Origin of the sequence: Capilliphycus salinus ALCB114379 (assembly GCF_047276495.1) — a bacterium.
GTDB classification, from domain to species: Bacteria; Cyanobacteriota; Cyanobacteriia; order Cyanobacteriales; family Microcoleaceae; genus Capilliphycus; species Capilliphycus salinus.
Map to the genome: position 1 here is coordinate 3,172,032 of NZ_CP178543.1, position 20,560 is coordinate 3,192,591.

General features: G+C 39.9%; 9 protein-coding genes. 3 read left to right on the plus strand and 6 right to left on the minus strand.

From position 1 onward, the window contains the following. Positions 1 to 7 precede the first annotated feature (7 nt). The 6 genes from ACL6C3_RS13100 to ACL6C3_RS13125 all read right to left on the minus strand — a co-directional run bounded on the left by ACL6C3_RS13100 (position 8) and on the right by ACL6C3_RS13125 (position 18,852). On the minus strand, positions 8 to 2,224 hold the full coding sequence (locus tag ACL6C3_RS13100; RefSeq protein WP_413167604.1) for an NHLP family bacteriocin export ABC transporter peptidase/permease/ATPase subunit: 2,217 nt from the start codon (positions 2,222 to 2,224) through the stop codon (positions 8 to 10). 64 nt (positions 2,225 to 2,288) lie between these two features. Further along, positions 2,289 to 3,908, minus strand: coding sequence for an NHLP bacteriocin system secretion protein (locus ACL6C3_RS13105; protein WP_413167605.1), 1,620 nt, complete (start codon positions 3,906 to 3,908; stop codon positions 2,289 to 2,291). 128 nt (positions 3,909 to 4,036) lie between these two features. Then, the gene (locus tag ACL6C3_RS13110) at positions 4,037 to 5,581 is read right to left on the minus strand and encodes a hypothetical protein (protein ID WP_413167606.1); all 1,545 of its coding nucleotides are present in this window, start codon (positions 5,579 to 5,581) and stop codon (positions 4,037 to 4,039) included. A 478-nt stretch (positions 5,582 to 6,059) separates the two neighbouring features. Beyond that, positions 6,060 to 12,368, minus strand: a complete 6,309-nt coding sequence (locus ACL6C3_RS13115; RefSeq protein WP_413167608.1) for an AAA family ATPase — start codon at positions 12,366 to 12,368, stop codon at positions 6,060 to 6,062. Positions 12,369 to 12,783: 415 nt separating this feature from the next. Further along, a complete protein-coding gene (locus ACL6C3_RS13120) occupies positions 12,784 to 15,615 on the minus strand; it encodes a filamentous hemagglutinin N-terminal domain-containing protein (protein ID WP_413167609.1) in 2,832 nt (943 codons plus the stop codon). A 75-nt stretch (positions 15,616 to 15,690) separates the two neighbouring features. After that, positions 15,691 to 18,852 (minus strand): Ig-like domain-containing protein, encoded by a 3,162-nt coding sequence (locus ACL6C3_RS13125; RefSeq protein ID WP_413167610.1) that lies wholly within the window; start codon positions 18,850 to 18,852, stop codon positions 15,691 to 15,693. 920 nt (positions 18,853 to 19,772) lie between these two features. On the opposite strand from ACL6C3_RS13125, the gene ACL6C3_RS13130 reads away from it, so the two are divergent. From ACL6C3_RS13130 to ACL6C3_RS13140, 3 genes are all read left to right on the plus strand, one after another. After that, entirely contained in the window at positions 19,773 to 19,919 is a 147-nt protein-coding gene (locus tag ACL6C3_RS13130) for a hypothetical protein (RefSeq protein ID WP_413167611.1), read from the plus strand. Between the two features lie 87 nt (positions 19,920 to 20,006). Continuing rightward, positions 20,007 to 20,132: a hypothetical protein gene (locus tag ACL6C3_RS13135; RefSeq protein WP_413168318.1), complete on the plus strand. Its 126-nt coding sequence runs from the start codon at positions 20,007 to 20,009 to the stop codon at positions 20,130 to 20,132. Between the two features lie 53 nt (positions 20,133 to 20,185). Beyond that, on the plus strand, positions 20,186 to 20,557 hold the full coding sequence (locus ACL6C3_RS13140) for a hypothetical protein (RefSeq protein WP_413167612.1): 372 nt from the start codon (positions 20,186 to 20,188) through the stop codon (positions 20,555 to 20,557). Positions 20,558 to 20,560: the final 3 nt, after the last annotated feature.

Genomic DNA, 20,560 nt, shown 5'->3' on the forward strand with positions numbered 1-20,560 from the left:
ATTAAAATTAAACAATATTATCGCCAATTAAACGGACATAAATTCCGTCTTCGTGACGCAATTTTTCGTGGGTTCCGCGTTGAACAATTTTACCTTTTTCTAGAACAATAATTTCATCACAATCGCGGATTGTACTGAGGCGGTGAGCAACGACAATGCAAGAACAACCGCGTTTTCGCAAGTTGCGATCGATCATTAATTCCGTTTCCGCATCCAAGGCGCTCGTTGCTTCATCTAACACTAAAACTGCCGGATTTCTAACTAACGCTCTGGCAATTTCAAAACGCTGTCTCTCTCCGCCACTGATGTTCATTCCCCCTTCATTAAGAATAGCATCATATCCCCCCGGCAGATTTAAAATAGTATTGTGAATTGTGGCATCCAAACAAGCTTTTACTAAATCTTCTTCGGGTATTGTTGCATCCCAAAGCGTCAGATTTTCCCGGACTGTACCCGCAAACAAAAAGATATCTTGCTCGACCATTGCGAGTGAATTGGCGAGAATAGAACGGGGATAATGCGATCGCGAAATACCATCTAATAAAATTTGCCCGTCCCAAGGTTTATAAAGTCCTGTTATCAATTTTGCAACGGTAGATTTTCCCGAACCACTCCCGCCAACTAAAGCGATTCTTTGACCGGGTTTTAAACTCAAACTTAAATTTTCAATTAAGGGAGAATCTAAGCGGTTATAGCCAAAAGTAACATGACGTAATTCAAGATAACCTTGCAGTTGAAAAGAGTCTTGAGTAATCAAAAAATCCGCAACATTATCAGTTTTATTCTGATTAGATTTTAGTTCTCGCTCGACTTCTACATCAATCGGATTTTGCAGTACATCATCAAGTCGGTTTAAATCTGCTTCTAATTCTTGCAGGGTACTACCAAAATTAACAAGATTATTAATTGGGGTTAAAAATTGCTGAGTTAGACTTTGATAGGCGATTAACATTCCAATTGTAAGGCTACCATTCATCACCCGCAAACCCCCAATAATTAAAATACAGGCGGTTGCCAACGTCGTTAAAAATACGGGTAATATTGATAGAATTTGAGTGGGCAATGCTAATTGTTGTTGAGCGTTAAGCATTTGGGCGTAGTAGCCGGAAAACTTAGAAAATAAATCGAATTCTAAACCGCTTGCTTTCACCGTTTCAATGGCTTGAATTCCACCGACTGCAACGCCGCTAACTTTTCCAGTTTCTTGTACAAGTCTGGTGTTTGTCTCAACACGACTGCGGGATAAAGCTTGCAAAGCGAAGAAGTTTAACGCAGCAAAAGCAATCGCCACACTCGTTAATACCCAGTCGTAGAGAAGCATAATTATGGCGTAGAAAACTATCATTATAGAATCGATTACCGTAGTCGCTAATCTCCCCGATAAAACATCTGCAACTTTATCATTTAATTGACTGCGACTGCTAATTTCTCCGGCATATCTTTGGGCATAAAATTCGGCGGGTAAGCGCAGAGTATGCCAAAGAAACTGTCCGGACATCGAAACAGAAAGTTTAAGCATGAGTCGCCGCAGATAAAAAAGTCGTAACCGTGCGAGTAACCCTTGGGTAATCGCAACAAATAACATTCCGAGTATCAATGGACGCAACCAATCTATTCGGTTTTCTACGAGAATTTCATCGATAAAAACTTGGCTAAATGCGGGAATAGCCAAACGGGGAATTGTTAGGAATAATCCGGCAAATAAGCAATAAAATATCGCCCAAAATGAAGGCTTTAAACGGGAGGGTAAAGAGCGGGATATACTCGGTTTTTTGCCCGTTGTTTTAAAGTCCTCTCCCCGTTCAAAAATCAGAACAACACCCGTGTAAGCTTGTCGGAATTCATCTGGCGAAACCGTTCTTCTCCCCGCAGCCGGATCGTTAAGATAAACCCGGTTTTTCCCAAAACCTTCTACAACCAAAAAATGATTAAAATTCCAGAAAACGATATAGGGAGGAATTACATTTTTTAGATCTTCTGTTGTTTTTTTGAATCCTTTTGCATTTAATCCATATAATCTTGCCGCTTTTAAAATATTAGAAGCTTTGCTCCCATCCCGCGAAACTCCACACTCGCGCCGCAGTTCAATTAGGGGTACAATACAGCGATAATAACCGAGGATAATTCCTAACGCTGCCGCACCGCATTCCACCGCTTCCATTTGTAAAACAACGGGAGTACGAACGGGACGGGATTTATATTTTTGCCATAATTTGTAAATCAAAAGAATAGACCTCAATGATTTTCTATTTATCGTTTTATTCTGAGTTTTAACGATTGACTGGTATTTAGTAAATACCCGTTAAAGAGCGAAAAATTGGCATTACATAAGAAATCGGTGCAACTTGTCCGACTTGCACCCGAACTTGAGCGGTAGTACCCGTAGAAATTTGTAAAGGCGGCCCGTTTGAGGAAGACCATTCGTACTCGCTAATATTACTTTTATCTTCTTCTAGTTGCACAAAAACCTGGATGAGCGCCGCATTATTAGAAACACTTTGAGCGAGGTTATTCGCCAAGTTTTCATTGCCGATCACTACGGACATTTCTTGCTTTGTTACCGGAAAAGGTGAAACTTGGGTAACTTGACCAATAATACCTCCGTAGCGTTCCCGTTTAACCACACTTGGTGTTACTTGTACCGTCATACCCGGCTTAATTTGTTTGCCATCTTTATCAGAAAAATAAACAACACTGAGCATTTTTTTATCAGGGTTTTCTGCTTCTATTGACCCCAAAGAATTGCCAACATTGACAAATTGACCCGAAACGGCACTCAGTTCTAAGACTCGACCATCGTATTGACTGATCACTTTGCTATCTTTTGTTAATTGCAGTTCGAGTTGGGCAATTTTGCGTTTAATTTCCTGAATTTCGTTCGTTTTGTTAATCTCCTTTTCTAAATTTTGTTGAACGAGTTTCGCTTTTTCGGCTTCGATTTCTTGCTTTTTGGTTTGGATTTCGTCAATTTGATTCAAAGTTTGTAGATATTCTCGTTCGGCATTGGTTTTTTCAACTTTAATTTGTTGAATGTTATTTTGAATTTCATTAATTTTGTTGAGATTTTGTAAGTATTCTCTATCGGTATTCGTTTTTTGAACTTCGACTTCTTTTAACTGGGTTTCAATATTTGACACTTGCGTTTGAGTATCCAAGAGTTCTCGTTTGGCTTGTAGCAGCACATCTTGACTGATAGCGCTTTCGACTTCAAATAGATAAACACGGTTTTCATATCGTTGTTTTAGGGTTTCTAACATCGAGCTAAAATCTTCTTTTTGCCTTACCAAATTTTGGCGTTTTTGCTCCAGAGCCGCTAACGTTTGTTCGTGCAGTCGGGGTGCAATTTTTTCTCGTTCTAGACTTTCTTCAAGGCTTTGACGTTTTTGCTCCAGCGCCGCTAAGGTTTGTTGATGAAGCAGGGGTGTAACGGACTCTCGACGCAGCCTTTCTTCAAGATCTGTCCGTTGCTGTTCAAGGGTTTTTAATTGGAGTTCGATTTGCTGTTTTTGTAGGCGATTAGTATCTTGATTTTGCCCTTGAAGTTGAGCTAATTTAGCCTTTTCTTGGTCTAATTGTTGCTTGAGATTGGATTGGTCGATGATGCCAATTTCCTCTCCTTTTTTAATTGCATCTCCCGGCTCTATTTTAAGGTTTAAAAGTTGACCCGCACTCGGCGCTTGAAACTGCACGACATGGCGGGGACGAATGAAGACACCTTGACCCGTGACATTTAGGGGTATTCGTCCCATGACGCTCCAAGTCCCCGCAACTATTAATAAAAAACCAATTGTACTGAGGGGCAACCACGCTCTGGGGCTAACCACTTGCATCATTTGGTCCAGGCGATCGCTTGATGATAGGCGATCGAGCGCTTCTTGAGTAAACAATTTATTTTCTTTTGTCTGCATTTGCTCATCCTTTTTTACTTAAACTAACGGAGTAAAAAACCTATAAAACCTATAATAACTTGGGATTAATTGCAATACAAAATTGCAAAAATTATGAACCGAACAGTTTGCTTGAAAAAATGAATTAACTAATATTTATAATAAACCAGCCATTGATCTACAAAATTCAAGATTTTATTAAAAACGGGTAAAGTTGCCTCTCTGGGTAAACTGAAATCTAGTTCTAACTTTGAGGTTAAAACTTTTGTTAATACCTGTTTTTTTCTGGAAATTTTTACAAAAATTTGACGGTTATCTAAGTTAATCATGCTCGGTTTTAGATTGCCAACTAAAAGGTTATCTTCCCTTTGAAGTTTGCGGGTTGTTTGTTCCAAAATCGAGTTTAATAATTCTTGGCAATGGTGCTGAAAACAATCATCCAAAGCGTCTTGAATTCTTTCCAAATCCTGTTCGGAATTGATCGAGTGATTTGGATTGTCTTGATTCCATTCCCCGATAAAATTTTTCAAAATATTTTTCTTGTGTTTTGCCAAATGTCTAGCCACTTGATACTGCTTTTGGAGTTCGGGATACTTACTTTTCATTACTGTGGCAATTTCGCTTTGAGTTAAGTTTAATCCCTGCCAAAGTATCAGCATAATTTGTCCGGCTTCGGGAATAGCGGTAAATAATTTAGAAACAAGTAACTGCACTTGCTGTCTTTCCTCTTCCTGAACCGCAATATCTAAAGGCGTGAGAGTCGGATCGGATATTTTATTGCATTCTTCGAGAGGACAAAACTGCTTTGTTCGGTAATTCCGCGCCGCTTTTATACAAATTGTTAGCATCTCTTGAATTTTGTCTTCGTTAACGACTATTCTTGATAAATCTATCGAAGTTTGCTGATTAAGTCGTTGATTACAATCCTCTGTAATCTGTTTTAAATCTTCTCGATATTGATCGTCGGGTAAGTTCTGATTTTCCACCCTTTTATGAGATTGGTAAAATTTATTGAAACTCTGCCAAGCCAGCCCATATAAATCAATTTCTAATGGCTCAAATCCTTGAGAGCTTAAAGCCAAGTTTAATTCTTTAAAGCTGAGATTTTTTAACAGCCCATAATTTCCAAATTTTTCTATTTTGCTTTCTCTATTTTGCCGATAAATTTTGTTCCTAACAAACCGAAATATTGCTGTTTTTGCATAAGCTATCATCTTGGATTCTGACCGTTCTAAATCAAAGTTTTTTAACAGTTTACCGGGAAGATTGGCAAAGGAAGAAGCGATCTGTAAATATTCTTCTAACGGGTATTTGTGCCGAAGAAATTTGTATTTATAAAAACTCTTTTGAGCCGCCCAAAAACAAGCTTCTTGTAAATAAGCTGATAAATGTCTTGTCGCGATTAAAGTGGATATTTCTAAAGTTTGATCGCGGGTTAAAACGGGCGAACAAGTATGATGGTTCTCTTTGTAAATTCCGAGATATTCCGTTTCTGTATCAGTTTCAGGCGGGGATACTTCTCTAAGCCTTTTTAGAAAGTATCTCGCCCAAAATTCTTCTTTAGCTTCTGGATCTGACTGCACTAGGCGTTTCATCTGTTGTTCTAATTTCGGGTCGGGTTGCCATGTGAATTGGCGATCGCCAAAGCTGAGAAAAGTCGAGAATTTCTGTACTATATCTTCTCGTTTATTCATAAAATTTTCCTGGCAATGACATAAAACCACAGTACCTGGATAAACCCAGAGAGCGTACTAACCCATCGTTTAGTTCTCAACCTATACCAAAGATTAGGTCACAAACTAACCCGGGGTACAGCAACCTGAACTTTAGGCGCTTGTTGTACCTCTTTGCAGTGAACTTCTCCTGTGTCGCCAAAAATTGTTAAGCATAAAGAGAAAATGCTCTATAAATTTTTTGACAGCATAACCATTCACTTGACTGATAGAATAAAACCTAGAATCGGAAAAATCTTTAACCTTCTCTACCAACTTAATGACCCAACTCTGCAAACCCCATTGCACACTTGTGCAATCAAATTGTCACCAGGGGGTAATGGCTTACTCAGTCAATCTTTAATATCTTAAGAAAGTTAAAATCTTTTGAGTATTGAAATTAATAATTTATTCATTTTCTGAATCGTTTCTTAGCCGCCTGAATTAAGATTAGTATTCATTATTCATCACGCACGGAAGAGATCAAATCCAGCAATTTTTCATACTGAAAATTTTTCACACTCACTTCTATCGCCTTTGCCAATGATTGTTCAGTTTCTCGGATTTCATCGATAACGGTTTGCATCTGTTCTAAATCGAGATTTTTAATAGCCTGTTCAAGATTAATCAAAAACTCGAAAGGCAACACAGATAAAGCCGATTTTGTCAAGACATTAACCTCCTGATTATTATTAACAGAAGCTTGATTAACCTCTTCAAAAATAAATTCTACACCGAGATATTTGTGCAGAATATTCAAGATATTTTCTTCCCGAAAGGGTTTCCGAACAAAATCATCGCAGCCACAAGACAAAACGACCGCTTTCTCCTCTTCAAAACTGCTGGCTGTTACCGCGATAATAGCCGTAGCTTGACCATTAATTCTATTTTTAATCTGTTTGGCGGCTTCATATCCGTCCATGACGGGCATTCGCATATCCATAAAAATTAAATGGGGCAAATAGTCCTCCCACATTCTAACCGCTTCTGAGCCGTTACTGGCTTCTAGAAGTTCAAAATCAAAGCCAGAAAGTAGCTTAAGTAGTAGTTGGCGATTATCCCAACGATCATCTACTATTAAAATGCGATAGCGAGGTTGATTGGGTGCAATTCCAATCGCTCTACGAGAGGGTTGTTCTTGTTCGGAATCAGCAAAATCTACAAAGTTAGCTTGAATATCAAATTTGAATAAAGTACCGCTTCCGACTTGAGAGATCACTCCAATTTTACCGCCCATTAACTCGATAAAGTTTCGTGCGATTGTTAATCCTAATCCCGTTCCTTCTTTTGAGTTTTTACCCGTTTTAGTTTGGATAAAAGCTTCAAATAAACTCTCTAATTCATCTTCTGCTATTCCCTCGCCAGTGTCTTCGATTTCAAAAAAGATTTGAGAAGATGACTTGTTGGCTTTCACTCTCACCGAAACACCCCCAACTGAAGTAAACTTAATTGCATTAGAAACTAAATTAATTAAAACTTGACGGAGTTTAGTTTCATCGGTTTGGATATACCGGGGAACGTCTGGACTTTGTTCGATTAATAACTGCAATCCTTTATTTTCTGCGGAGAATTGAAAGATATCTTCGAGGTCATTTAATAGGCGATGAAAATCGAAGTTAGTCTCGTTGAGCGTTGCGCGTCCGGCTTCGAGTTTAGATAAATCTAACACTTGGTTAATGAGAGTGAGCAGGTGTTCTCCATTGCGAGAAATAATCCCCAAATATTCTTGAGATTGTTCGGAGAGTGATGACGAACGGTTCATTAATTGGGAAAAACCCAGAATGGCATTTAGGGGAGTTCGCAATTCATGGCTCATATTAGCGAGGAACGTGCTTTTCGCTTGGTTTGCGGCTTTTGCGGCTTCTTCGGCTCGTTTTCGTTCGAGAATTTCTCGTTGTAATTCTTGGGTGCGTTCGGCGACTTGTTGTTCTAAAGTACGGTTATAATCGGCTAAAAGTTTTTCGGCTTTTTTGCGTTCGGTGATGTCTTGAAAGGCGGCGATCGCATAATTAATTTTACCCCTTTCATCAACAATGGGCGTGCTGGAAACCTCCAAAGACAGAATCTGATCTCCTCCGTGAAACTCCATATCCTCTATTTTGACCGTTTCACCCCTTAAAGAACGAACGATTGGTAGATTTTCAGTGGGGTATAGCTCGTTAGTTCCGGCTTGATACAGTTGGTAAATTTCGGCTAATTGATCAGAACTTGCTTTGGGTATCGTGTAAATTCTACTGAGTTCACGGGCGGTTTGATTCGTATAGGTGATTTGCCCAGTATTATCATGTACAATTACCCCAATTGGCATAGCATCAATAAATTGATTTAAACGATTTTCACGTTCTTTGACTTCGCTATAAAGTTTAGCATTGGCAATGGCGATCGCCGCTTGTCCTGATAATAATTTTAAAACTTCTAATCGTTCGGGCGTAAAGGCTTGGGCTGTTTGTCGATTTTCTAAATAAACTATTGCACTCAGTTGTCCTTGGTTCATCAAAGCGGCACATAAAATTGATTGAGGTTGTATAGTTTTGATATAAAGATCGTTGGTAAACTGACCTTCAGAACTCGCATGATTTAAAACGACTTTATCTTGAGTTCGAGCCACATAACTAACAATAGACTGGGGGAGTTTTTGACAACTTTCAACCGGGATAGATTGTAAAACGGTGACTTCTTCATTTTCGGAGAGACATTCAGCTTCTATCAGTAGTTTTCCTCGCTCCTCTAAGATTAAATAGCCCAGTTGAGCACCCACATTTTCTATCAGAATCTTCATTAATTTTGACAGCAGCTTTTCGAGAATGATTTCGCCAGCAATGGCTTCTGACGCTTTCATTACCGCCGCGATATCTAAGGAAGAATTAGAACGATTTCCGGTTGTTGAGATCGGGTTTGATACTTCTGAATGGGTTCGTTTATTAATGGCAAATAACTGGGGATATTGGGCTTCTAAATGTTTGACTTTTGCTGTTGCACCCCAAAGTTGATAATGATAATGAGCTTCTTGCATATAAGCCTTAGCCGTGAGTTCTTTGCCTTTTGATAAATAAAACTTGGCAGCGAGTTCGTAAGCGAGGGCGGCTTCATTAATATATTCGTTTTCTTTGGCGAGGGAAATTGCGCGATCGTAATAGTCCATTGCTTCAAGAAATTGATCTAAAATTCGTGCTTTTTCAGCCTCTACCAGATAAAATTTATGTAAATAATTCATGGGGGCGTGATCCGCCCAAAGCTGCATTTTATCTTGATTAATATTAACCCGTTTCAGAGTCTTTTCTTGTTCAAAATTTGAAACGTCAGCAAACACACTTAAATGCGCCAGAGAATCATAAAAATGAAATAAAGGTATGGCTACCATTCCTGACACACCATCTAAATAGGGTTCTGCTCTTGTTGAATTTTTAGCAGCTTCATTGTACTTTTCAAATAGAAAACATAACACAAGCGTATTTAGATAATGTAAGAAAATTCCTTGTCGCTCGCTTGATTCTATCAGAAGCGGGAGAAATTTGTCTTCCTTGTAAAACTTTCCGAATAGCCGAGTCGGAGCTTCGGCTTTCTCTAGTAAATTTGAAATAATTTGCAAATACATCGCCAGTCCAATTAAGCATCTTGTATTTTTTAACTTTTTCAGCATTTCATAATAATTTATAGCTTGTTGTTCTAACTGTTTAAGTTCGCTTCCCACCGCAAACGAATTAAAACAATAATCAAATAGAGAGTAACCAATAAACTCTATATTTCCAGTTTCTATAGCACTGTAATAAGCTTGTTTTAAAGTTGATAAGCTTCCCTTAAGATGCTCTTTCCAGTGTAATATATGATTCCCCAAAGTATCTAAAACTATTGCTTGTATATCTTTGGCATTTAATTTTTCTACTAATTTTAAACCCAACTTGCTATATTTATAGCCCGCTTCAATGTTTTCGGTCGTTGTACACAAGATAACTCCATAAGTTGCATAAGCCAAACTCGACTTTGGAGCATTGCCATATTTAATAGATAAATCAATCTGTGTCAGCACAATGGGTACTAACACTTCTGGAATACTTATATAGCCAATCGCTAGCATTTTTGCCAGAATCGACATAGCCGCCAGGGATTTTTCATCAGTCATTTCCGGCAAGTTAATTAAGTGTTCAGTTTCCAAATTTATAGAAAGGCTACTTGAAGAAGATTCTGGCAAGGTGACGCCCAAGAATTGAAGCACTTCTACTCCAACATTTAACGCTTCTTTAAAGTGGTTTCGTATCAAGCAAAATTCAACTTTTAACTCGTAGATTTTCACCCGATCTAGCACGGTTTTAGAATTTTCTAGCACGAGGGTAGCTAGAGTTTCCATCCGATCAAAATCCCCGCAGAGATAAGCGACTTCTGCTGCTTCCTGATACAGGGCTAAAGTAAGTTCATACTGGTGTTGCCAGCTATCATTTGCTAGTAGGGTTATCCCGATATTTAAGTATTCTTGTGCAGCATTAGAAGCCACAGCAGCTTTAGCTTTTTGAGCCGCCATAAGATTTAACTGCGCCAATTGATCTTTCTCTTTTTGATCGCGGATTAACTCACAAGCAAAATTCAGTTGATTAACAATTTCAAAGATTTTTTCTTCTCGCTTTTCTAAAGGAGTATTTTGCAGCAAGATGTTGCCAATTTTTTGATGAACAAATGGTTTTTCTTGTTGGGGAATGAGCAAATAGGCGGCTTGCTGGATTCTGTCGTGAACAAATTTGTAAAATAATGGCTGGCTGTTTGGCAATTTTCCGGCTATTGCTAATTCCACATCGCCCATGTTATGTAGGGGTAAAATTAGATTCTCTGCAATAGCGTTATATAAGCTATCCGCCATCTCTCGCAGGGATTTTTGACAAATAGAAGCCAAGGTTTGCAGTTCAAATTGATTGCCCATACAGGCTGCAATTTTCAGCGTTTCTTGGGTATGATTTGGCAATCTTTTGATTTTCAACACCATCAAGTCAACGACATTATCGGTATAACTCTTTTCTTGTATTTCCTCTAGATTGTAGTTCCATTTTCGAGAATTGCCATCAAAATTCAGCAGCCCCTCAACATAAAGCGAATTGATAAACTCATTCAGAAAAAAAGGATTTCCACCCGTTTTATTAAAAACCAATTCGGCGATATCTCTAACTTCAGATCGGCTTAAATTTAGGGTATCTGAAATCAATTGAGTAACCGTTGGCAATTCTAAAGGTGACAATAAAATCCCGTTAACACTGGCTCCATTTTGGGTAATTTCTTCAAGGGTTAAGCTGAAGGGATGAGCCGCAGAAACTTCGTTATCTCGATAAGCACCAATTAAAAATAAACCCGGCGTTGTCTGGCTCATTAACAGTTCTATTAACTTGAGAGACGCTCCATCAGCCCACTGTAAATCGTCTAAAAATAGGGTGAGAGGACGTGAGGGTTTGACAAAAACTTTAATGAAATTCTGAAACACTAAATTAAAGCGATTTTGACTCTCACTCAGCCCAACTTCTGGAACTTCGGGTTGTTTCCCGATCATTAATTCAACTTCGGGAATAACATCAATAATAATTTGACCATTGTTCCCCAAAGCGGTTAATAACTTTTCTCGCCATTCTATTAGCTGTTCTTCACTTTCGGCCAACAGTTGTTTAACCAATTCTCGAAAAGCACTCACAACGGCGCTGTAGGGAATATTGCGTTGATATTGGTCAAATTTACCCGAAATAAAATAACCCCGTTTTTCAGTAATGGGTTTATAGAGTTCTTGAACAATTGCTGTTTTTCCAATCCCCGAATAACCGGAAATTAAAAACAGTTGACTTGTTTCATAAACTTGTTCAAAGGCTGTCAGCAGGGTTTCTATTTCTCGTTCTCTCCCATAAAGTTTTTGCGGAATTTGAAATTGTTCGGAAAGATCTTGACAACCCAGAGGAAATCTTGATAGGGTTTGAGTAGCAGTTAATTGATTTAAGCAGTTTTCTAAATCGGCTTTGATTCCCCAGGCACTTTGATAACGATCCTCGGCGTTTTTTGCCATCAATTTTATGACAATTTCTGACAAAATCGGAGGAATTTCTGGATTGATTTCTGAGGGCGATAACGCTTTTTTGGCGAGATGACAGTGAACCAACTCCAATACATCCGTGCTATCAAAAGGCAGTTGATGGGTCAGCAGTTCGTAAAAGGTTATTCCCAGGGAATAAAAGTCTGTGCGATAATCTAAACTTCTGTTCATTCGGCCCGTTTGTTCGGGGGAAATATACGGGAGCGTTCCTTCTAATGTATTGGGATTTTTTAGGGTGGGATTTTTTCGTGTAAACTTGCTAGAAATGCCAAAATCAATGAGTTTTAGTTGTTGAGTATCCGGATTAAAAACAATATTTGAGGGGTTAATATCTTTATGGATAATATTGGCGGCGTGAAGCTCTGCTAAACTGTCGGTTATGGCGATCGCAATTGTTAAAAATTCTTCTAAACTCAACGGTTTATGCTGCATCAAAATTTTCAACGATTCCCCACCAAAATCATCCAGAAACATAACGAGAGTATTTTGATAAGGCTGCAAATCATAAGCTTGAATACAGCCCAAAAGATTCAAGGATTTAGTAATTTGATATTCGGTACGATAACGAGCAAGTTCCTGGGGTGTGGGATAATTTTCTTTAAGAATTTTGAGGATAATAGGTTGGTTGTTTGGCTGTCGAATGGCACGATAAACTAAGGAGTTAGCACTTTCGTAGATGCAAGTTTTGACTTCAACACCAGGAACGATAAGCATAGGGAAGCTTTTCTTCCGAAAAGGCAGAGGAGGGTCAATTCGTCGTTAAGTCACAAGACTTATGAAAAAACTTAGATAAATATTGGACTCGTTGGGGCGAACTTAGCATAAATTGCCGCCCTTAGCAAGATGGGTATCACCCCTCGTTAATTGAAATTCATTGGAGAACAGCTATTAAACAATGCTCTCCTGTACTTTTGAGCGGCAAATGAAAAAGTTTGAAGGACTGAATTACAGCGATTTTGATTGACGCTTTCCCGACTGGTAAACCGGAAAATTGCGATCGCAGAATTTTCAATCTTCTACGTTCTTATTATAAGATATCCGGTTGATTAATGCGTGTTATGGGGCGGGGCGGTTTAAACAGTGAACAGTGTTCAGTGAACTGTAATCAGGCGCGCCCCTACGCTTGGAATTATTGATGAATCCGACATGATATAATTTGTTGAGGTTGACGAAATCTACCCGTTTTTGTAGGGTCGTAACCCACTAAAATCACCTCTCCTTTTTGATTGCGTATCCAACCTCTAGCCGGAACAATTCTTCTGGAATCGATGCTCGTATTATTAGAATTATTATCAGATTTTTGAGAGAGTTGTTGACGACGTTGTGGGGAATTATTGACTGGAGGAATTACGGGTTCAATCAGGAGAGATTCTAACTCAACTAATGCTTCAATGGTCGATAAACCTTCGGTGTGATTCGGTGCTATTCCCCGGCGTCCGGTTAGAATAAATTGACTACTTCCTCTCTGTTTGCAAGGGTCTTGAGCAATTAACGCAGCCGGATCGACAACGCTTTGAGGGAGTTCTACTAATCCTTGAGCGGGGTCAATTTCGCTGTTGAGTTCAACGGTTCCGCTAAATTCTGCACCGAGTTCTGATGTGGCAGTAATATCGCTGGCTGAGGTTTGTTGAGTACGGAATTGGGTTCCAAAAATCCCATCGGCATTAATCACAACTTGACCTCCTACTCCGGCTTGAGCATTAGCATAAATATCGCTATTTTCAATCGCAACTAACTGATTACTATTAATGAGAATATTTCCCCCCGTTCCCGTTTCTAACGAATTTGTCGTGATTTTACTCCCCCGACGCAGTTGAATATCGGGCGAATTAAGGGTAATATTTCCTTGAGTTCCCAGTCGGGTTTCTGCTCTCAGACTTGCCTGATTAAGACGAATCGAATTCGCTTCAACCGTTAAATTTCCAGCCTCTCCCGTTCCCGTCGAACTCACATTAACTTCTCCGCCATTGGCAACGGTTAAATTGGGCGTAAAAATGCTTAAATTCCCCGCATCTCCCGTTCCTTCTGCTAAGGTAAATAAACGACTATTTTCTACAGTTGAACCAATGGTATCTGTACCCGTAATTTCCACAGACTCGGAAGCATTAACTGTTACGGTTCCGCCCGAACCCCGTTCATTATTAATAGCGCCTTCTTCGACAAGAGAACCCGCCCCAATTTGCCCCCCATCGCGAATAATTAACCGATTAACATTTAAGTTAACATTACTTCCGCCACCCGTCCCAAAATTATCAGCAGAGATTCTCGCCCCATTTTCAACAATTAATTCCGGGGTATTTATAGTTAGTTCTCCAGCATTCGCAGTCGTAATAATTAAATTACCCGATTCATCTTCAAATGCAGGCTCGGCTGAAACAAAAATTCCGCTTCTTTGAGTTTGCGTAGGTTCGGGTACGGGTGCAGTTCCGCTCAAAATTACTGCATTATTAGCATTAATTGTTAAAATTCCTGCTTGTCCTGTATTGCGAGCCAATGTGCCAATTTGTGCGCCTTCACTAACAATTAATTGATTCGTATTAATCGTTAAATTCCCTCCATTTCCACTTCCTCCCTCACCCACCTGAGCATATAAACCGCTTGCAAAACGACCATCTGCGGTTGAACCAACAACCTCTACTCCTGAAGCATTTATAAATAAATCACCCCCATGACCAAAACCAAACGTGTCCGTTGAAACCTCCGCCCCATTCCTAACAGTTAAACGGTTGGTTTCAAGAATAATATTACCTCCATTTCCCGTTGCTCCCGCTTCCACTCGGGCGAACAAACCACTGGGGTTTTGTCTGTCAGGTGCTTCTCCAATTAAATCAATTGATTCGGTGGCGGCGATCGCCAAGTTTCCCGCTTGACCAAAACCCAAGGTAGTAACAGAAATTTGCGCCCCGTTTGTGAGGGTTAACCGTGTTGTTTCAATGGTAATTGTTCCGCCGCGACCCGTTGCATTCGGACGTACTTCAGCAAATAAACCACCTTGTTGTTCAATCGTTACGGAATCAGAAGCAACGATGAAAATATCTCCACCAATTCCCTCACCCAAAGTAGAGGAAATCATTGCAGAATCACCCGTTAAATTGACTTGTCTACCTTGAATTTTAATCTCTCCGCCTCGCTCTCCACTGGTTTCTATTGAGGCAAAATCAGACAAACGAACATCTTGAAAATTATCAACTCTATTGTAATTTAGAGCAAATCCTTCCGACTGAGAACTAATGCCAATCAAGCTATTTCCGGCTACGCTCCCCAACTCAACCCGCCCTTCTGGAGCCGTTAAAATTCCACCTTCTAAACTGATATCTCCGCCCACAAAAGCTAAGGTTTGTTCGGACGGAACTTGTAAACCTATGGTGGTAATCTCTTGACCGATATCGTCGCTTTTAATGAGAGTAGAACGGGAGCGAATGACAAGAGAACCGGGATTTTCTCGAAACCCCAAGCCAACGGGAATGTTGATTATTAGTAAAGGTGGAGTGTTGGGATTAGTGGCTCTAAATTCTGTTCCGTTGGCAAAAACAACACGGTCTGCACTGGTTGCAAAAAACGAACCGCCAATATCAAGGGAAGCATTTTCTCCAAAAATAATCCCGTTGGGGTTAATCAGAAATAAATTTGCAACGCCGTTAGCTTTTAAAACCCCATTAATCTCAGAAATTGAACGCCCGGTAACGCGAGAAAAAATATTCTGAACCTCAACAGCGTTATTAAAAAAAGCGGTTTCTCCCGTTGGCACAGAAAACCGTTCAAAACTGTGAAATAAAGTATTTCCGCCTCTCGTTCCCCCGTCAATTTGTTGAACATTACCCTGGGGAGTGACAACGGAGTTTTGAGGTAGAGTGTTGTCTGGAATGATTTGTGCAGAAACGGGTATAGAAGATAGTGAAATCCCCAATAAACTAGCTTTAAATAGTCCCAGATAAAACACTCGATTTAAGTTTTGAAACATGACCTCACCCGAAATAATGAATGTTGGCTACAGACGAATTAGCTAAAATTATTGCTTTTTTTAGAGTCATCCAATTTATCCTTCATTAATTTGGCCCAAGGTAGAACGTGCGTCACCTGGGGTCACTTCTCCTAAGAGGACTTTAATTGCATCTGACTTTTTAAAAGTAAACCTGAGAAAATCATTCTCAATGCTTTCTAGAGAGTTGGTTGCTAAATTAGCAATATCAGGTATGAATGATAATTCATCGGTAAACAAAAAGAGTTCTTCTATAACGTTTTCAGTCCCACTTTCTAGGAATTCATAAATGATAATTTCTCCGGGCAAAGATTCGTCAATTTCAACAATCGAATTATTCAACTCATCTATTATTTCTAATTCGTTGATTTGATCTTCTGGAATTAATGTGACTCTCAAATCGACAACTGGGGTAATTTCTGTTGCTACCTCTACTCCAGTAAAGATAGGTTTTCCTTCCTCATCAAAACTAAGAGTAGCACCTTCTTCTAGTTCGGTCTCACCATTAAAATCAATCCGGTCCCCCAAGTTAGCAAGCTGAATACCACTGCCATTATTATAAGTAATAAAGTCTCGAACGGCTTCCGGGAATAAACCTAAGTTTGGATCGCTATCATTTCCATTATCATCAAGAGTTTGATCGACAATAATTTGATCGTCATTTCCGTTATTAGTGAGTAAGAATGTTGTCAGTACAGTCTCTACAATATCTTCATCATCGATATCTTTATAAGAGTAGGCTTGTTCAAAAAGCAGAGGAGGTTCTGCTTTTTCAAGACTAATAAAATTGAAACTAAAGCCCGAGCGTCCTTCACTCGGTTCTAATATCACGTCAATTGCATCTTCCTTATTTACAGTAAAGGCGAGTAAATTCTGCTTGATAATGCTTTCTAGAGAGTTAGTTGCTAGATCGGCAATATCAGATTGATCTGAAAATTCATTGGTGAACAAAACGAGTTCTGCTAAAGGTGGTGTTTCCGTTCCACTTTCAAAAAATTCATAAACAATAATTTGTCCTTGAAATGATTCGTCAACTTTAGTAATAGGATTACCGTCCTCATCAGTAATAGGATTACCAGAAAAATCTGTTTGCTCTAATTCAGTGATAATATCATCTCGTTCAATTAATCTGACTCTCAAATCAACGGCTGGGATAATTTCTGTTTCTATATTCACTCCAGCATCCAGTCCAGTAAAGATAGGCTCTCCCTCCTCATTAAAGCTAAGAGTAACATTGCTACCTTCCTCGAAAAGTTCTGTCTCACCGTCAAAATTAATTGATCGACCTGATGAAGTGACTGATACGCTATTTTTGTAAATAATAAAGTTTTGAATGGCTTCCGGGAATAAACCCAACTCTGTATCACTATCATTGCCATTTTCATCGACGGTTTGATCGACAATAACTTGACCATTACTTCCGACATCAGTCAGGAAAAACGTTGTGAATATCGTCTCATCATCGTTTCCTCTTTGAGAGTAACCGTTAACGCTTCTGCTGTATTCTACATTAATCGTAACGGTAGCAATATTAGAGTTAGATTCTCCGTCGTTAGCAGTGTAGGTGAAGCTATCAACTCCCGAGAATCCGCTATTGGGTGTATAACTAAATGAACCATTTTCATTGAGACTAACGCTACCATTTGCAGGCGAATTAACCAATATTGCAGTTATTGGATCTCCCTCAGCATCGGTATCACCATTGAGAATTCCAACTACAGCATCAACGGTAATTGGTGATTGAAAACCCGTAATGTAGTTGTCATTATCCGCTACTGGCGGTGTATTTGGACGTGGTTCTACATCAATCGTAACGGTAGCAATATTAGAGTTATATTCTCCATCGTTAGCAGTGTAAGTAAAGCTATCAACTCCCGAAAATTCACTATTAGGACTATAACTAAATGAACCATTTTCATTGAGACTAACGCTACCATTTGTAGGCGAATTAACCAATATTGCTGTTAAGGGATTTCTATCAATATCCGTATCACCATTAAGAACACCGGAAACAGCATCAACGGTGATGGGAGATTGAAAACCCGTACTGTAGTTGTCGTTATCAGCAACGGGTGGTGTATTCGGTTGTGGTTCTCGATCGGGTGTCGGTGTCGGGGTTGGAGGCGTTACCGGGTCCGGTGTCGGGGTTGGAGGCGTTACCGGGTCCGGTGTCGGGGTTGGAGGCGTTACCGGGTCCGGTGTTGGGGTTGGAGGCGTTACCGGGTCCGGTGTTGGGGTAAATGCAGGATCGGGTGTCGGTGTCGGGGTTGGAGGCGTTACCGGGTCGGGTGTTGGGGTTGGGGTAACTACAGGGTCGGGTGTTGGCGTTGGGGTAACTACAGGGTCGGGTGTTGGCGTTGGGGTAACTACAGGGTCGGGTGTTGGGGTTGGGGTAACTACAGGGTCGGGTGAGAGAACAACTTCAGGAAACTCTGGTTCTTCAATTTGACGAGGAATTACTTCTTCAGTTTGAGGAGGTTCCACTACATTTGAACTTTCAAGAAATTGGCTAACATTTGCATTTTGAACAAAAGCAATCAAATCGTTATTCTGACTGGAAATTGCAACTCCAAACCCCAATTCATTTAGGACGGTTTCCGCATAAATAACTTGATTATTCCCAACATTAATTTGATCTTCTACAACATTAAAGTCCGTAATGAGGGCAAAATCGTTATTTCCAAAACCGATATAATACAACCGAGATTCATCCCCGAGAACAAATATATCCTGTTCCGAACCGCCAGTTAAAGTATCGATTTCATCTATTCCCGGATTAACAGCATCAACATCAACTCCCCACAAAATATCATTACCGCGATCGCCAAATACTTCATCATTTCCAATACCGCCAATTACCGTATCGTTGGCTTGTCCGCCATACCTTTGATCGTTACCCGCACCCCCCCGTAATAGATCATCTCCCAGATTTCCAAAGACTTGATCCTCACCTTCACCATCCTCGATTATATCAGCTTCTTTCCCCCCAAACAACCAATCCTCTCCACTGTCTCCGAATAAAAGATCGAGGTTCTGATTGCCGAATAAAGTATCATTACCTTCATTACCATTTATAGTATCATTACCCTCAAAGCCAAACAGAGAATCGCCCCCACTAGAACCGGAGATTCTATCATTCCCCGTTAGTGCAAAAATTACATCGGCTTCACCCGTTCCCAGTAGATTATCGTTACCTGGTGTTCCGTTAATCTCTATCATCTTAATCTCCCAATGCTTTTAATAACTGTTAACTTGGATTAGCTTTTGTCGGGTTAAATGACCGGAATTAATAAAATAATTTTTTGAAACCTTAGTCAATTTACAGTCGATTGGAAGCGGAGAACTTAGAGAATGTTACCCCGCTTAAATTCACCTAAACCTTACCAATTCGTTATCAAGATGTCAACAAAATTTACACAAATTTAAAATATAAATTAAAGTTTATATTTTAAAGTTTTCGACCCCCAAATTATCAAGTTTTGTAACAGGAGTAGTTCTTGGTACTCAAACAGATTTCCAGCTTGGCTAACCCTATGCACAGCCCTATTGATTTTATATTTATATGATGTCCGGTTGATTAATTCTGTTATGGGGTGGGGCGGATTATTAGAAATCAAAACCCAAAGTTACTCATTCCAAACGTAAATGAACAGAAACGGGTTGTAAATTGAACTTCATCCGAAAGCCCAAAATGCGATCGCCGAAAGTTGGCGTCAGTTGGGGCGGTTTCTCCCGGATACCCTACCCCTGAACCCCACCAACCTAAGTCAAACTCGTTACGACCTCGACGAACTCCCGTTGGATGTATTTAAGCATGACCAGACGGAATATCAACAACTATACACCCCAGTTGTCCGGGCGTTGCGCTTGTGTGACCAACGTTCGGTGCGGTCAATCCGGCTTGGAAGACCCTATTTCCATAAGGGCGTACAATAAAATCATCAATTCAACCGCAAGAATAAAGCCCAATTTTAGGCATCTAAACAGGTTTTTAAAACTTGCATTTATGTATCATTAAAAGGCGAAACAAAACATCGAATAAATGTTTCGTGAAATTGACTCTGGGGTGTTCAAAGACTTCTCCTGTGTCTAGTATTTGGTTGAAAAGATATTTTTTGAAAACCAACAACGGAGGAAAAATGCACGCAATCATCATAATTTTTGTATTTTTGCTGTTTTTGATTTGGGGAACAAACCCACCGCCACCGCCTCCCCCTCCTTCGGGGCCAAGATGGAGATCGGTCAGACGTTGGACAGGTACAGTTACCGAAGAAATCGCGGAGTAAATACTTGAAATTCAGGGAAAGTATTTGACGGTAAAATCCTTGTTTGTTCCCAAACAATCCTAAATAGATACAACCCAAGGCGTTATCATTAGCGGACCAGGATCGATGTGGCTTTATGGATATTCAATTCAAGAACTCCATCTTTATTACCCCAATATCCCGACATTTATCTGCAACGGGCTAATTGGGATCGAGAAGGAAATAATGTGTTAAAATTGGGCAAATAAATCGATCCGGAAATTTTCAAAGCGGCAAATCAAGGGGGTTTGACCCCAGAGTTCTTCACCTACCACGCCCAAGCCATTCTGCAACTGCGACGCCAGAAAAAACTGGTAATTGTTGATGTTGGCGGAATGGTACAACCGGAGAAAATGCCCGTGTTAGAAGCCTGCACACACTATTTAATTATTAGTTCAAAACCGGAAACGGTACCGGCTTGGCACGAATTTTGTTCGGAGAGGGGAAATTTAAAACCCGTTGCTGAAATTATTAGCGTTTTGGATAAGACCCAAACATTGCACAAACCAGAACCCTTTCTTCAGATGACCTGCGGGCCTTGGATTCGCGGAAATACTTGTTCGGTTCCCGAAGTTTTACTCCAGCGAATTCAAGCTTTAATTAATTCCGCAGCGTCTTGAAAT

Coding starts and splice junctions, on each gene's coding strand:
- ACL6C3_RS13125 (WP_413167610.1), bottom strand. CDS start 18,852: ATGATAGAGATTAACGGAACACCAGGTAACGATAATCTACTGGGAACG.
- ACL6C3_RS13115 (WP_413167608.1), bottom strand. CDS start 12,368: ATGCTTATCGTTCCTGGTGTTGAAGTCAAAACTTGCATCTACGAAAGT.
- ACL6C3_RS13120 (WP_413167609.1), bottom strand. CDS start 15,615: ATGTTTCAAAACTTAAATCGAGTGTTTTATCTGGGACTATTTAAAGCT.
- ACL6C3_RS13105 (WP_413167605.1), bottom strand. CDS start 3,908: ATGCAGACAAAAGAAAATAAATTGTTTACTCAAGAAGCGCTCGATCGC.
- ACL6C3_RS13110 (WP_413167606.1), bottom strand. CDS start 5,581: ATGAATAAACGAGAAGATATAGTACAGAAATTCTCGACTTTTCTCAGC.
- ACL6C3_RS13130 (WP_413167611.1), top strand. CDS start 19,773: ATGCACGCAATCATCATAATTTTTGTATTTTTGCTGTTTTTGATTTGG.